The following is a 15,256-nucleotide window of genomic DNA, read 5'->3' as shown; positions in this document are numbered from 1 at the left end:
ATGCAGGAAGCCTTACCCTTATTGTCAGTCGAAAACCTTTCTGTAGGCTTTCTTCAGGAAGCTGAAATCCGAACAGCCTTACATGGCATCAGTTTCAAAGTTAACCGGGGAGAAATTGTGGCGGTAGTTGGGGAGTCCGGTTCTGGAAAATCAGTCAGTTCCCTTTCAATCTTGCAACTATTACCCCCCAAAACAACCCGGTACCTGAATGGTAAAATTAAATTCACACCATCAAATAGCAAAGAGGAGCTGAACCTGTTGGAAGCACCCGGAACGAAACTTCGCTCTATCCGGGGAAAGGAAATCGCTATGATCTTCCAGGAACCGATGTCTGCACTCAACCCGGTTTTTACCTGTGGTAACCAGGTAATGGAAGCGATACGTACACATACAGGAGTATCCGCAAAAGATGCCCGATTAAAGACGCTTGATTTATTCCAAAAGGTTCAATTACCCGAACCCGAGCTGGTATTGAAAAAATATCCGCACCAACTCAGTGGCGGACAAAAACAACGGGTGATGATCGCAATGGCACTTGCCTGTGAACCTTCCCTGCTGATTGCGGATGAACCTACTACGGCTCTTGATGTGACTGTGCAGAAAAGTATACTGGAGTTACTAACCAACATTCAGGAACAAACGAAAATGGGGATGTTGTTTATCACCCATGATCTGGGACTGGTACGTGATTTTGCACATCGGGTAATTGTTTTATACAAAGGAAGAATAGTGGAAGAAGGCAGTTGTGATGAACTATTTACCAATCCGCAGCACCCCTATACCAGGGCACTGCTGGCATGCCGCCCAATTTTGTATGAGAAGGGACGGAGACTTCCAGTAGTGGATGATTTTTTAGGTCATAAAACAGCAGAAAAACAAACAGCAGAAAAAGTATTGACAGAAAAAGATCCGGCAGCCAATCAGGAGGCAACACCTCTGATCTCGATCCGCTCCTTACGTGTCTGGTATCCGAAAAAACGCCGGTTCTTTGGCCAGGCAAGAGAAATCACCAAAGCTGTTGATGAAATCAATCTTGATATTTTTAGAGGTGAGACACTTGGCATTGTCGGAGAATCCGGTTGTGGGAAAACTACATTTGGAAGAGCACTGTTGCAACTGATACCGATTCAACATGGAAGTATCCGGCTATCCGGAGTTGATCTAACGGAGTTGCCTAAACGAAATTTACGCCGGTACAGAAAAGAGATGCAGCTGGTTTTCCAGGATCCTTACGGCTCTCTGAATCCACGAATCCCAATTGGAGAAGCCATCCGGGAAACGCTGCAGGTACATCATCCTGACTTACCCACCGTTACTCAAAAAGAACAAGTGATGGACTTGCTCAAAAAAGTCCATTTGCAACCGGAACATTATTACCGCTATCCGCATGCATTCAGTGGCGGTCAGCGACAGCGGATTGGAATTGCAAGAGCATTGGCACTTAACCCTTCTTTTGTAGTGTTTGATGAAAGTGTAAGCGCGCTCGATGTGAGTGTTCAGGCACAGGTATTGAACCTGATCAATGAATTGAAAGCTGAATTTGGCTTTACCGCCCTTTTCATTACACACGACCTGGGAGTGGTAAAATACATCAGCGACCGCATACTGGTAATGGAGAAGGGCAGAATAGCTGAGTTGGGTAACACAAACCAGGTAATCAACCATCCTACCTCGTTGGTTACCAAACGTTTATTAGACGCAATTCCCGGACGATCGGAGATCTTTGCGAAATGAAGTTTTAATCCTACCTTTGCACCCATTTAAACATCATGCCGTAACATGATATCAATACCGGAGCCGTAAGTCCGGGTTGTGTTAGACACCCCTCTTCCCTGGATGTTGATATGTGTCGTGTGGCTGGTGGTTGTAAAAACCATTTAATACATGAAGCTATCACAGTTTAAGTTCGATCTCCCCCTTAATCTTATTGCCCAGAACCCTGCGAAAAAAAGAGAAGACAGCCGCCTGATGGTGGTACATCGCAAGACCGGAAACATCGAAAACAAGACTTTCCGGGATATCCTGGATTATTTCGACGACAAGGATGTTTTCATAGTAAACAACACCAAGGTGTTCCCAGCGCGTATGTATGGGCGTAAGGAAAAAACCGGTGCCAAAATTGAAGTATTCCTGCTTCGTGAGCTGAACAAACCCAATCGCCTTTGGGATGTAATTGTAGATCCGGCCCGTAAAATCCGCGTAGGTAACAAACTCTATTTTGGTGACAACGACGAACTGGTGGCTGAAGTAATTGACAATACAACCAGTCGTGGTCGTACGATTCGTTTTCTCTGGGAAGGAACCGATGAAGAGTTCCGCCAAATGCTGGAATTCCTGGGAGAAACACCGCTTCCCAAATACATCAAGCGTAAGCCGGATGAGGAAGACAAGGAGCGTTATCAGACTGTATATGCCAAACATGAGGGTGCGGTTGCTGCTCCGACTGCGGGACTGCATTTTAGTCGCGAGTTGATCAAACGCCTCGAGATCAAAGGCATCCGTTTTGCTGAAGTAACCCTGCATACCGGTCTTGGAACCTTCCGCCCCATTGAGGTGGAGGATCTTTCCAAACATAAAATGGATGCAGAATATTATCGGATCGATGATACTGCCTGCCAGATTGTGAACAAGGCGAAAACCAATAATCACCGGATCTGTTCCATCGGTACTACTACCATGCGGGCAATTGAATCCTCCTTTACGGCTGAAAAATTATTGAAACCATCTGAGGGCTGGACCAATCACTTTATTCACCCACCTTATGAGTTCTCTATAGCGGATTCTCTGGTTACCAATTTCCACCTACCTAAGACCAGCCTACTGATCATGACCTGTGCCTTTGCCGGATACGATCTGGCCATGGAAGCGTACAAAAAAGCCATCAAGGATAAGTACCGCTTTTTTAGCTACGGCGATGCTATGCTGGTGATTTAACAGATGAGCCACTGAAATTAGCCAGACTGTATTTATATTCATAGGATGAAAGCGAAACAAATGAAAGCGTTCATCCTATTTTTTTTGATGTCAAGTCTAAGTCTTTTTGCAGTAGCCCAGGATGTGTTTGAACTCTATCCGGTGGATTCGATTCCGAATTCAAAACCTTCTTCCCTTGTTGAGAAGGCTGAAACAGCAGGCAGTGGACGCCTGATTATTTCGAATGTTACGAAACCAACACTCACAGCCTATTTACCAGACCCTTCAAAAGCCAATGGAACAGCGGTGATTATTTGTCCGGGTGGCGGATACAGGGTACTCGCTGCCGACCATGAAGGTGCTGCTGTGGCAAAAAAATTCAATGAGTGGGGAGTAACCGCTTTCGTTCTGAAGTATCGCCTGCCTTCAGACGAGAGCATGGAAAATAAAACCATTGGTCCCTTACAGGATGCACAGCGGGCCATCCAGTTTGTTCGTGAAAAAGCTAAACTCTGGCAACTCAATCCGAAACAGGTTGGGATCATGGGATTCAGTGCTGGCGGACATTTGGCCGGTTCTGCAACTGTTCACTTTGATCAGGCATTCATCACGAATCCACTGAAAACATCCCTGCGCCCGGATTTTTCAATTCTAGTGTATCCGGTGATCAGTTTCACAGATGAATTTTCGCATAAGGGTAGCAGGGAGGCATTACTCGGTCAGGAACCAGATCCGGCACAAGTAAAGTTTTTCTCGCTGGAAAACCAGGTGACGAAAAAAACACCGCCTGTATTTCTGGTACATGCCAAGGATGATCGTACCGTTAAAATCGACAACAGTCTTAAACTAAAAGAGGCCCTGGATAAAGTCCGCGTCAAAAATGATTTGTATACCTATGAAAAAGGCGGGCATGGCTTTGGAATGATCAATCCGAGTAGTGATGTCGAATGGATGAAATTCGTTTACCAGTGGATGTTCGACCAGGACCTGATCCTTAAGAAGCGATAAGTTTCCAAGCCCGCCTTCTTATTAAAGTCCGAATAAACCGGAATTGAGTAACTGCAAGGTTTGTTGTTTGCTGCCGGAAGGTATCAACAGGGATACATTGTGCCGGCTGCCACCATAAGAAACCATCCGCACAGGCACCTGCTTCAGCGAATCAAACAGGAGACTCAGCACATCCTTTGTTTCAGCAATTTCATTGCCCACAATTGAAACAATGGTCTGATCGCGATCCACTTCCACTGAACCAAAGGGTTCAAGCTCCTTCACAATTTCTTTCAGATAGGCATCACTGTCAATAGTAACCGAAACGGCCACTTCAGACGTAGTGATCATATCAATTGGAGTGCGGTATTTTTCAAAGACTTCAAAAATCTTCCGAAGGAATCCATAAGCCAGCAACATGCGGCTGCTTTTGATTTTAATGGCGATGATACCATCTTTGGCAGCGATCGCCTTGACTCCAACCGAGCCGGCTTCTTTAGTAATGGTTGTACCTGCAGCATCCGGCTGCATAGTATTCAGCAGTTTCACCGGAACGCTTTCCTGTTGTGCCGGCCAAATACAGGTGGGATGCAAAATTTTCGCTCCGAAATAAGCCAGCTCAGCTGCCTCTTCAAAACTGAGTTGTTCAATAGGAACAGTTTTATTTACAACCCTAGGATCGTTGTTGTGCATGCCATCAATATCTGTCCAGATTTCACAAACCGTACTGTTGGTTGCTGCTGCTACCAGTGAAGCGGTATAATCACTACCACCACGTTTCAGGTTGTCTACTTCTCCCTTGGCATTACGACAAATATAACCCTGCGTAACAAATAATTTCTTGTTGGGATGCTGTGCGAGGATGGTCATTAATTTTTTACGGATCGAACCCAGTTGCGGTTCATCATTGGCATCAATACTCATGAACTCAAGCGCCGGCAAAAGTGCATGATCAATGCCCTGCTCTTCCAGGTAAATGGAAAAAAGTTTGGTACTCATCAACTCGCCCTGGGCCAGGATATCCTTATTCAGCGCATCGTTGAATGATATTTTGGTAATGATATTCAGGAATTCAAAATGTTCGCTGATTTGCTGGTTGGCTTTGGCGCGGGTATCGTCTTTTTTCAACAAATCCAGAATGAACTGTTTGTAATGAGCTTCCAACTGATCCACGATCTGTTTGGCACCTGCCTTATCACCTTTGGAAAGTGCATCTCCAATTGAAACCAGTGTATTGGTAGTGCCGCTAAGTGCACTTAAAACAACAATCTTGGGTTCCCCGTCTTTGGTAATTAACTGGGCAACCTGGTGCATTCTCTCCGGCTTCCCTACAGAGGTGCCACCGAACTTCATTACTTTCATCAGCCAACCTTTTTAAAATTATTAAACAAAATCACCTAATCTCTGATCAAGCGGCAGCGAATTTACGCCAATCGTAATGGAATTGAAAATTTTTGAGCAAGTGATTGAAGATCTTCAATTACAGGATCCAGCAGGGGTATGCCCTGTTCTCTCCGCACCGATTCCAGTTCTCTTTCCGGATCACCTGGCACCAGTACGGAGGCTTCTCCCGGTACTGTTTTAGCACTGCGGAACCGACGAATCCAGTTATCCATATCTTTTTTAAAATCAGCAGCCGGACGAAAGGCATCAATGCGCATGGCGCCAAAAAAATGACCAATGCCTTTGCCTGGCATACCGGTTGGCATTGGAACATAGGCCGGAAAGGGAGGCACCCAGGGTCCATAGTTGGCGCCGCTTAGTACAGCTGAAAAAATATCTACAATGGCTCCCAGAGCATATCCCTTATGACTGCCGTGTTCACGATCGCCACCTAGCGGTAAGAGGGCACCACCTTTTTTTAAGGCATGTGCATCAGTGGTAGGCTCCCCTTCAGCATCCTGGATCCAGCCAATGGGTGCTTCCAGGTTTTTTCTTTGTAAAATTTCCAGCTTTCCATTCGCAGCTGTGGTAGTTGCCATATCAGCCACAAAGGCGGGTTCTTCTCCAGCGGGAATCGCTACACAAATAGGATTGGTACCCAACAAACGTTCTGTTGAAAATGTAGGTGCAACCAACGCAGAGGCATTGGTCATACTGATGCCAATCATTTCCTGCTCCAGGGCCATCATCGCATGCCATCCTGCGATACCATAATGATTGCTGTTTTGTACACTCACCCAGCCTGTTCCAACCTGGGCAGCTTTTTGCATGGCCACTTTCATGGCGTAGGGGGCAACCACCAAACCCAACCCACTGTCGCCATCCACTACTGCAGTAGAAGGTGTTTCATGTATGATACGGATGGATGGAGTTGCATTCACCCGACCGGCTTCCCATAACCGGATATAGCCGCTGAGCCGCGCGATACCATGTGAATCAATACCTCTTAAATCTGCACTTAGCAAAACGGCTGTTGCTGTAGTTGCATCTGCTGCTGAACATCCGATCGATTGAAATAATTGCTTGGTAAATTCAACCAGGTTTTCATACCGTACTACTGTTTCTGCCATGCTGCAAAGAAACAATAAAAAAAGTGCACCCAACCGGATGCACCTTTTCAAAAGAATTTGATTTCAATTTTAGAAAGGCAAGTCATCACCTCCCTGGTCCATACTTACTGGGGCTGGACCCATTGCAGGCGCAGAATAGTTTCCTCCCTGGCTATATCCCTGTTGAGCTTGGGCACCACCCTGGGCATATCCACCACCCTGACCTTCAGAACGTGCTCCCAGCAACTGCACATTCAAAACCCTCATAGAAAGAGAAGCACCGGTGCTGCCATCATTTTTCTGATACGTGCGGACTTCAGGAGTTCCTTCCACATAAACCTGAGTTCCTTTTTTCAGATAGGGTGCTACCGCCGTACGATCTGACCAGTAAGCACAATCCACCCAAATGGTCTTATCCTGCTGGTTGCCCTGGGCATCCCTGTATCGTTCTGTATGGGCTACCGTGAAATTCATCACCGAGCGGCCATTTACATTGTTCACTGTGCAATCTCTCCCGAGATTTCCTATTACCTGAAGCTTGATCATAACTTAACAATTTTAGCTACGTAAATAAAATTAGAACAGGCAATATACGTTGGCAGAGACCTACAAAAAACCGTTCTTTCACCCTTGTTGATAACTTTTGATTAGTCCTCATCCGCAGTTGCAGATCCAGCTTCAATCAGTCGCCCGAAAAACACTGCATTCAGGAATAATTTTGTTCCTCCCAGCCAGTAGGCCCGGAAATTGGGATTGTCTCCAATACAGATAACTCTTCCACTACCACTTGCCTGCACCAGTACTGCGGCAGATTGCTTCACTGCTTCCAGGTTCTGTTGTGTAACAAAGCCACTTGCCAGCGGATCTTTACCATATCGGAAAGGAACAGCAAAGCTGTTGGAAGGGATTTTCATAAATACATTGTTCTGCTTAAACAGGTAAACCTGCTCCTCTTCATAACCATAACTCAATGGATGTGTGAGATCCAGTTGCGCCTGAAAAATCGCTCCTCTTATCTGTTGCGCATTTACAATCATAGAACGTTGCGCATATGGATACTGTTTCGTGCTATCCAGTACCGGTGCTGTTTTCTTGAACTCCAGTTTTACAAGGCCCGCCTGCTTTGCCCATTCAATAGCATCCTCTGTTAGGATGAGTGTACCTCCCTGCTGAACCCATGTTTTTAATTTCTCTGCCTGGAAGGCATTGTAATTTCCTCCAACCAATACCATGGTATTATAAGCAGCCAGGTTGATACGATTGAATACGGCCGCTTCCAACATACTGGGAGGCATGCCAAATCGCTGATCCAGCAGATGCCAAACTTCCCCCGCATCCAGCGCACTTACTCCTGCTCCTACTAACATCGCGATGGAGGGTTGTGTTACCGGCTGCAGCGATCTACTGCCTAAATCCACTCCTCCTGCAGACATTCCTGTATTTAATCCTATTACATTAACATTGGCAGCAGCCCCTTCTTTTTTCAAGAGCGCGTGTAAATCAGTCCGTGTTTTTGATTGCAACTGTACCGGAACCAGTAAGGTTCCCAAAGGAAATGTTTTCGGTTGTCCGTTTATGTTAGCTGTAAACGTTTTGGTTGCAACCCGTACTACAACTCCTTCTTTCAATAAATTATTCAGCATTCTGGGTGCATAATATTCACTCCATTCAAAAACATACGCATAGGTATTCTCATCTGCAAGCAAGTTTCCTTTTGTTCCTTTCCAATCAGTTAATACCACAGTTTTTACTGTACCCAATTGTGCTGCTGTTACTACACTGTTTTTAAGTCCCATCGCCATGGTCATAGTCCAGGCCGTGATATCATAAAACAGACTGTCTTTGTATTCCGGAATTTTCTCAAAAAAAGTCTGAATCAATTTATACTGCGGTTGTTGTGTTCTTACAAGATAACTGCTTCCTTTTTTGAAGCTTTGCTTACCCAGGTTCAAATCCTGCTGAAGTTGTTCCACTACGATCTGATGGCGACGCAACATTTCAACAAAAATGCCGGTCCGGGATTCATCCGACTCATTACCGAAAACCCAGGCTTTCACCGGAGCTGCTGCGGCATCCTTTGCCATTTGCTGATAGAATTCCCGCTGGTACTTTAACAGGTCTACCCGCAAGTCTCTTGCCGCTGCAAGGGTTGATAAAGTAGTAGTAAACTGATTGCGAATTGTGAAAGGGAAAGTCAGTACACCATTGATGGTTTGCTGGGCATGCCCACGGGAGGAAGCCTGCTCAAATAAGATTCCGATACATCCCTGCGCATCCGGATAAGTTGAGCCCTTGCCATAATAGAAATCATCATAGCCTTCCTTGGTATAATAGAGTGACCCGATCTTATCCAGGAATTTCGCATGATAGTTGGCTACCGCCTGCGTAAGTTCCTGGTTTTTTACAGGCGTGAGCGGGTTAACCCTGCTTGGCTCTCCGGGTTGAAAAAAGAAGGTAGCATCACTTCCCATCTCATGGTGATCCGTTAAAATATTGGGGCGCCATTGCTGGTAAATACTTAACCGGTTCTGACTTTCCCGGTGTTGGGCTGGTAACCAGTCGCGGTTTAAATCAAACCAATAATGATTAAACCTTCCCCCGGGCCACACTTCATTAAACTCCCTCGATGCAGGATCGGTTACCAGGTGCTGACTCTTATGCATATTGGCCCAGGTCGCAAAACGATTTAGACCATCGGGATTAAAAGATGGATCAAATAAAATAACCACTTCATTGAGCAGCGAATCTATAGCCGGACCTTCAGCCGCAGCCAGGTGATAGGCTGTCAGAACAGCCGCGTTAGCACCACTGGGCTCATTTCCATGAATAGAAAAACCCTGGTAGACAACTGCCGGCATCTCCTGGTAATTCAGTGCCCCTGTATAGCCTGGATCACTTAAGCGGAGATGTTCTTCGCGTATGCTTTCCAGTTTACGATGATTGGCAGCACTTGTGATGATGAGCACCAATTGTTGCCTGGCCTCATAGGAGGTACCCATTACCACCAGTTTAATGCGATCCGGTGCCGCTGCCGCCAATGCCTTCATGTACAAAACAAGGCGGTCGTGGGTGATATGCCACTCACCTACTTTATGGCCAATCACTTTTTCCGGTTCCGGTACCGAGGACCGGTATTGCTGTCCGGCTGGGAGATAATAACTGAGATCCTGCGCCTGAACCAAGATTGCAGCCAATAAGAACCCAAAAACAAATAATAATTTCCTCATATGTGTAGTTTAACCGAAATGGAAGATAGGAAGTATGGAAGAGGAAACAAGGGAGGAGAAGGAGACAAAGGAGACAAGGGAAGTGTTCGTATATTTGCAACTTCAATGCAGATCAAATGAGCAGAAAAGGAAAAGTGCTGGTGGCGATGAGCGGTGGTATTGACAGTACCGTCACCGCCCTGATGCTGCACGAGCAGGGATATGAGGTTGTGGGCATTACCATGAAAACCTGGGATTATGCCAGTTCGGGTTCCAGTAAAAAGGAAACCGGCTGTTGCAATATTGACTCCTTCAATGATGCGAGGATGGCAGCCGTACAACATGGCTTTCCCCATTTTATTCTGGATATCAGGGAAGAGTTCGGAGATTTTGTTATTGAAAATTTTGTAGACGAATACCTGGCAGGGCGTACGCCCAACCCCTGCGTTATGTGCAATACACATATCAAGTGGAGGGCCCTGTTGAAACGGGCAGATGCCCTGGATTGCGACTATATCGCAACCGGCCATTATGCCAATATTCACCAGCATACCAATGGCCGGTTTTATCTCAGCAAAGGACTGGATGAAACCAAAGATCAGAGTTATGTGCTCTGGGGATTGCAACAAGATTTGTTAAGCAGAACCCTGCTTCCATTAGGAACTTACAGGAAGACTGAAATTCGTCAGATGGCACATGATTTCGGCTATCCCGAACTGGCAAAAAAAGCAGAGAGTTACGAGATCTGTTTTGTTCCGGATAACGACTACCGCGGATTCCTGAAGAAAAAAGTGAGTGGACTGGAAGAACGTGTGGACGGAGGATTATTTGTTGACAAAACAGGTAAGATCCTTGGCAAACACAAAGGCTATCCCTTTTATACCATTGGGCAAAGAAAAGGACTTGATATCGCATTGGGTAAACCTGTGTATGTAACCGGCATCTTTCCTGAAACCAATACAGTAGTACTGGGTGATGAAGAAGACCTAAATCGCTCTGTGATGCAGGTTAATAAAATCAACTGGATCAAATACGAGGGAGTACCTGAAGGGATGGAAGCAACCACAAAAATCCGGTACAAAGACAAAGGATCCTTATCCACCCTGCACCAGAATGAAGCAGGTGTGGAAGTGCGGTTTTTTGAAGAAGTGAAGGGGATCGCACCCGGACAAAGTGCCGTATTTTACGAGGGAAATGATGTGATTGGTGGTGGTATCATTCAGAGACCGTCCATCGACCTGATTTAAGCAATAAACCAACCCGAAAATCGTTACATCGCTATGAGAAAAACAATCGGAAACTGGCTGCTACTGGCCGGGTTGATCACACTGGTTGCCTGTGGCAAAGAAACAGCCAATCCGGATTTTGAAGAAGTTTCCGACTATCTGGTGCTGGAACCTGGCAAAACTCTGATCTACCAGTTGGATTCGATTGTCAAAACTCCTTTCAATGATACCGCTTTTACTACCATCAGCTACCAGGCCAAAGATGTAGTGGATGCTGAGATCACTGATAATTTGGGCAGACCCAGCTGGAGAGTCTTCCGCTATCTTCGCCCGCTTAACAGTACAGATGAAAATGCGTGGACTCCAAACATGACTTATTTGATTACTCCAATGAGAAAAGCAGTGGAAGTAATTGAAGAAAATCTTCGCTTCCAGAAACTGGTGTTCCCGATTGACCAGAACACCGTTTGGCGTGGCAATTCTCATATTAATACAACTCCTGGTGGTCCGCTGGATTACCTGGATGCCTGGGAATATAGTTATTCTTCAATTGGCGAATCTTTTAGTCCTTTTGACACTCCATTTGAAAATACGATAACCGTATTGCAGGCAGATGAAGCCCTCGGTGTGCAGAATGAAAAACCGGAAGATCCAGACCTGGATGCTTACAGGACCTATAGTGTGGAAGTGTATGCAAAAGAACTGGGACTGATTTATAAGGAACTTCGCTACTGGACTTATTCAGCCAGAACGCTGGACAATTTGGGTAATCCGGCACAACCCTTCCCTTATGGAAGAACGGAGGGAGGAGGTATTCGTTTACGCCTGATCAGTCATAATTAATTATTACTGTTTTTCTCCCGGAAGAATTCATGAAAATACAGAAGCTGGAAACGGACTGCATTTTTCCAGTAGTCCCAGTTGTGCGAGCCAGGTCTTGTTATGTATTCATGTGGAATATTGCGATATATTAATTCCTGGTGCAACCTTTCATTTACAGCAAAGAAAAAATCTGCTGTTCCGCAATCGATCATCAGAGCTGGCTTGCCAGGTTGAGCCAGGTGTAGCAGGTTGATGACGGTATGCTCCTCCCATCTGGTTTTGTTCTCCGCATAAGTACCCAGTCTTTTTGCCATATCCCAGTTATTCGGAAATGGGCGGATGTCAACTCCCCCACTCATACTTCCCGCTGCACCAAAAACATCCAGATGTTTTAAGGCCAGATACAGTGCCCCATGTCCTCCCATACTAAGGCCGGTAATAGCACGACCGGCAGCTGTTGGAATGGTTTTAAACTGGCGATCGATGATCGCTACCAGTTCCTCTGCCACATAAGTTTCATATTGAAAAGCTGGATCAACCAGGCTGTTCCAGTACCAACTACCGAAACCACCATCCGGACAAACGATCAGTACATTGTAGCGATCTGCATCTTCTTTGATAGCAGGTACTTTTTCAATCCAGTTACTGAAGTTACCGCTGTAACCATGCAGCAAATAAACCACTGGAAAACGTTTTCCGGTTTCATAACCAGCCGGTTTGATCACCACTGCTTTGATATCTTTCTTCATGGATGCACTCCGGGTCACCAAAGTATCCACTGTTGCAGCCTGAAGGGAAAAAGCAAAACAGATAAATAAAATAACGCAGAAGAACAGACGATTTCTCATCCTATAAACCTACAACTTTTGCAGTAATGCCGCGAACATCGAGTCCGCCTTTTCCGAATAACCATTCAGCGTCTTCATTTTTAAACATTGAAGCGGATAGGTTTCCAGCAGCCAGTTGATATTCGCTTCATTTTCCTTACTAAAAACAGAACAGGTTATGTAGAGTAGGTAACCACCTTCTGCCAGTTTTGGAATGAGCGAGGCCAGGATTTTTTTCTGTAAAGCAGCATAGTTTTCAATAGCACCTGCTTCAAAGAAACAGAGTTGTTCCGGAGTCCTGCTCCAGGTACCGCTACCCGTGCAGGGAAGATCAGCTATGATCAGCTGTTGTGGTTCCAGTTTCCTATACTCCTCTCCTGCTTTGGCCGGATCCGATAAATCAGCTACAAAGCCATTATAGGAATAGAGTCCCGCCTGGCGGAAACGCTGGTATAAATTCTGTAAAATAGAACTACGTATGTCGGATACTGTTAGTCTGGCTCCCGGCAACCGGTCAAACACAAAAATGGATTTGCCGCCGCTTGCTGCACAGGCATCCCAGATAGCCAGGTCATCCTGTTGACGCAGACTGATGGCGATTTCTTCCACCATTCCAGTTGCCCGTTGTGAATTCAGGTCCTGCACCACCAGTTCCTGGTTCAAAGAGAACAATTCCTCCACCTTAAATCCATTCGGAAGCCTGCAACCATCACTGGTTTCCATAATAAAAGGAACACCGGCCTTATTCAGTTTTTTCTGAACCGATTCCAGGTAGGCGGGTCGAATACGGATAAATAAATCAGGTTGGTCAAGATGTGAACAGGCAAAAGCAGTGGCATCTATGTCGGCACTTAATTCAGACTGTAAAGGAAATAGCACTGCAGCAAATACAGCAAGAGAAAGAATGTTTTCCGGATCAATCAATGCCAATTTGGCTTCTGTCGAAAGCGTTGTTTTTTCATTCCATTCCTCATGCAAAGACTGCAGCAATCCATTGGGTTCTTTTGAACACAAAAAGAGTCCGGCTATCATCCGGTCAACCGGCTCCAGGTTTTTGAACGCATGACCCAACCGGAACCAGCAATAACAAAGCTGCGCGATCTGTTTACGATCGCGCGAGCCATGTTTTTTATGCGTTGAAAAATACTGTTTGAGATGATGTACAAAAGGAATATGACCAGTATAGCCCTGAACCAGTTGCAATGCAACTACCAGATGTGCACGGGCAAACATCAGAGTTCCAGCAAGGTCTTGACAGGATCCTTACCGAACAGCAGTTGTTCAGGTTTTTCTAGCAATTCTTTCACCCGAACCAGGAACCCAACAGATTCACGACCATCAATAATACGGTGGTCGTAACTGAGTGCCAGGTACATCATTGGCTTGATTACCACCTGCCCGTTCACTGCCATGGGCCGATCTTCAATCTTATGCATACCCAGAATAGCGGACTGCGGAATATTGATGATAGGAGTACTCATAAGAGAACCAAACACACCTCCATTGGTGATGGTGAACGTACCACCAGTCATTTCTTCAATGGTCAGTTTATTATCACGCGCCTTGGTTGCGAGCTCCACAACTTTTTTCTCGATATCAGCCATACCCATACTTTCTGCATTCCGGATAACAGGTACTACCAGACCTTTTGGTGCAGAAACCGCAATGGAAATATCGCAATAATCATGATACACGATGGAGTCTCCATCAATGTAAGCGTTCACAGCAGGCCATTCCTGCAAGGCAAAACAAACTGCCTTGGTAAAGAAGCTCATGAAGCCAAGGTTCACACCATGCTTTTCCTTGAATTTGTCTTTATACTGTGCTCTCAACGCCATAACTGGCCCCATGTCCACTTCATTGAAAGTGGTAAGCATGGCGGTTGTATTCTTTGCCTCAACCAGCCGGCGGGAAATCGTCTTACGCAGGTTGCTCATTTTTTCCCGCTTTTCATTACGGGTGAAGAGTTCAGCACCAGGTTTACGCCCCGGATTATTAAGTGCTTCCAGCACATCGTTTTTCAGGATCTTACCACCGCTACCGCTGGCAGGCACTGATTTAGGATCAATTTTTTTATCAGCAATGATCGCTGCAGCAACCGGAGTTGCTTTTACATCATTGGGAACTGTAGTAACCGGTGCATTGGTGGCAGCAGGTTTTGCTTCAGGTTTAACTGCAGTAGCAGCAGGCTGTGGTGCAGCAGTAGGAACAGCCACATCCGTATTAATGGAAGCGATTGGATCTCCAATTTTGATTACATCTCCTTCTTTGGCTTTCTGACTAAGTTGACCGGCATCTTCCGCATTCAATTCAAAAGTTGCTTTTTCACTTTCCAGTTCACACAAAACTTCATCGCGCTGAACCAGATCACCTTCTTTCTTCAGCCACTTAACCAGTGTCACTTCTGTGATAGATTCGCCAACAGTTGGCACTTTCATTTCAATGATACCTTTTCCAACAGCTTTTGCAGGAGCAGCTTCAACAGGTGCTGCAGCTGCTTTCGCGGGCTCTTCTGCTTTTGCTGCAGGGGCATTACCCGCAGGCGCTACAGCAGTTTCATCGATGGATGCAACCACGTCTCCAATTTTGATGGTATCTCCTTCCGCTGCTTTGGTAACCAGGATACCTGCCTGTTCGGCATTTAGTTCAAAGGTTGCTTTTTCACTTTCCAGTTCAGCAATTACCTCATCCCGGTGAACATAACTTCCATTTGGTTTCAACCACTTGATAAGCGTTACTTCTGTTATGGATTCCCCAACTGTCGGAACTTTTATATCTATCAT

At 45.7% G+C, this 15,256-nt stretch carries 12 protein-coding genes; 5 read left to right on the top strand and 7 right to left on the bottom strand.

What is annotated here, in order from left to right; translation table 11 throughout:
* The 3 genes from MD536_RS00355 to MD536_RS00345 all read left to right on the top strand — a co-directional run bounded on the left by MD536_RS00355 (position 1) and on the right by MD536_RS00345 (position 3,921).
* Positions 1 to 1,734, top strand: a complete 1,734-nt coding sequence (locus tag MD536_RS00355; protein ID WP_239594707.1) for an ABC transporter ATP-binding protein — start codon at positions 1 to 3, stop codon at positions 1,732 to 1,734.
* 150 nt (positions 1,735 to 1,884) lie between these two features.
* Positions 1,885 to 2,934, top strand: a complete 1,050-nt coding sequence (gene queA / locus MD536_RS00350; RefSeq protein WP_234865228.1) for a tRNA preQ1(34) S-adenosylmethionine ribosyltransferase-isomerase QueA — start codon at positions 1,885 to 1,887, stop codon at positions 2,932 to 2,934.
* Between the two features lie 45 nt (positions 2,935 to 2,979).
* Positions 2,980 to 3,921, top strand: coding sequence for an alpha/beta hydrolase (locus MD536_RS00345; RefSeq protein WP_239594706.1), 942 nt, complete (start codon positions 2,980 to 2,982; stop codon positions 3,919 to 3,921).
* A 21-nt stretch (positions 3,922 to 3,942) separates the two neighbouring features.
* Here the strand turns inward: MD536_RS00345 and MD536_RS00340 are convergent, their stop codons facing one another.
* From MD536_RS00340 to MD536_RS00325, 4 genes are all read right to left on the bottom strand, one after another.
* Entirely contained in the window at positions 3,943 to 5,262 is a 1,320-nt protein-coding gene (locus MD536_RS00340; protein ID WP_239594705.1) for an aspartate kinase, read from the bottom strand.
* A gap of 62 nt (positions 5,263 to 5,324) precedes the next feature.
* Positions 5,325 to 6,413 (bottom strand): Ldh family oxidoreductase, encoded by a 1,089-nt coding sequence (locus MD536_RS00335; RefSeq protein ID WP_239594704.1) that lies wholly within the window; start codon positions 6,411 to 6,413, stop codon positions 5,325 to 5,327.
* A 69-nt stretch (positions 6,414 to 6,482) separates the two neighbouring features.
* A complete protein-coding gene (locus MD536_RS00330; RefSeq protein WP_239594703.1) occupies positions 6,483 to 6,938 on the bottom strand; it encodes a single-stranded DNA-binding protein in 456 nt (151 codons plus the stop codon).
* A 101-nt stretch (positions 6,939 to 7,039) separates the two neighbouring features.
* The gene (locus tag MD536_RS00325; protein ID WP_239594702.1) at positions 7,040 to 9,619 is read right to left on the bottom strand and encodes a M14 metallopeptidase family protein; all 2,580 of its coding nucleotides are present in this window, start codon (positions 9,617 to 9,619) and stop codon (positions 7,040 to 7,042) included.
* Between the two features lie 116 nt (positions 9,620 to 9,735).
* Between MD536_RS00325 and mnmA the strand changes: the two genes are divergently transcribed.
* Positions 9,736 to 10,845, top strand: coding sequence for a tRNA 2-thiouridine(34) synthase MnmA (gene mnmA, locus MD536_RS00320; protein WP_239594701.1), 1,110 nt, complete (start codon positions 9,736 to 9,738; stop codon positions 10,843 to 10,845).
* 33 nt (positions 10,846 to 10,878) lie between these two features.
* Positions 10,879 to 11,667 (top strand): hypothetical protein, encoded by a 789-nt coding sequence (locus MD536_RS00315; RefSeq protein WP_239594700.1) that lies wholly within the window; start codon positions 10,879 to 10,881, stop codon positions 11,665 to 11,667.
* Here MD536_RS00315 and MD536_RS00310 read toward each other — a convergent pair.
* From MD536_RS00310 to odhB, 3 genes are read right to left on the bottom strand one after another with little or no spacing between them, the layout of a single operon-like run.
* Positions 11,664 to 12,494, bottom strand: coding sequence for an alpha/beta hydrolase (locus MD536_RS00310; protein ID WP_239594699.1), 831 nt, complete (start codon positions 12,492 to 12,494; stop codon positions 11,664 to 11,666). The genes MD536_RS00315 and MD536_RS00310 overlap by 4 nt on opposite strands.
* 9 nt (positions 12,495 to 12,503) lie before the next feature.
* Positions 12,504 to 13,706: an RsmB/NOP family class I SAM-dependent RNA methyltransferase gene (locus MD536_RS00305; protein ID WP_239594698.1), complete on the bottom strand. Its 1,203-nt coding sequence runs from the start codon at positions 13,704 to 13,706 to the stop codon at positions 12,504 to 12,506.
* A complete protein-coding gene (odhB, locus tag MD536_RS00300) occupies positions 13,706 to 15,256 on the bottom strand; it encodes a 2-oxoglutarate dehydrogenase complex dihydrolipoyllysine-residue succinyltransferase (RefSeq protein WP_239594697.1) in 1,551 nt (516 codons plus the stop codon). The genes MD536_RS00305 and odhB overlap by 1 nt, the downstream gene beginning before the upstream one ends.

The sequence above is a fragment of the Flavihumibacter cheonanensis genome (genome assembly GCF_022352215.1).
Classification (GTDB): Bacteria; Bacteroidota; Bacteroidia; order Chitinophagales; family Chitinophagaceae; genus Flavihumibacter; species Flavihumibacter cheonanensis.
This window is presented reverse-complemented; position numbering and strand designations above follow the sequence as displayed.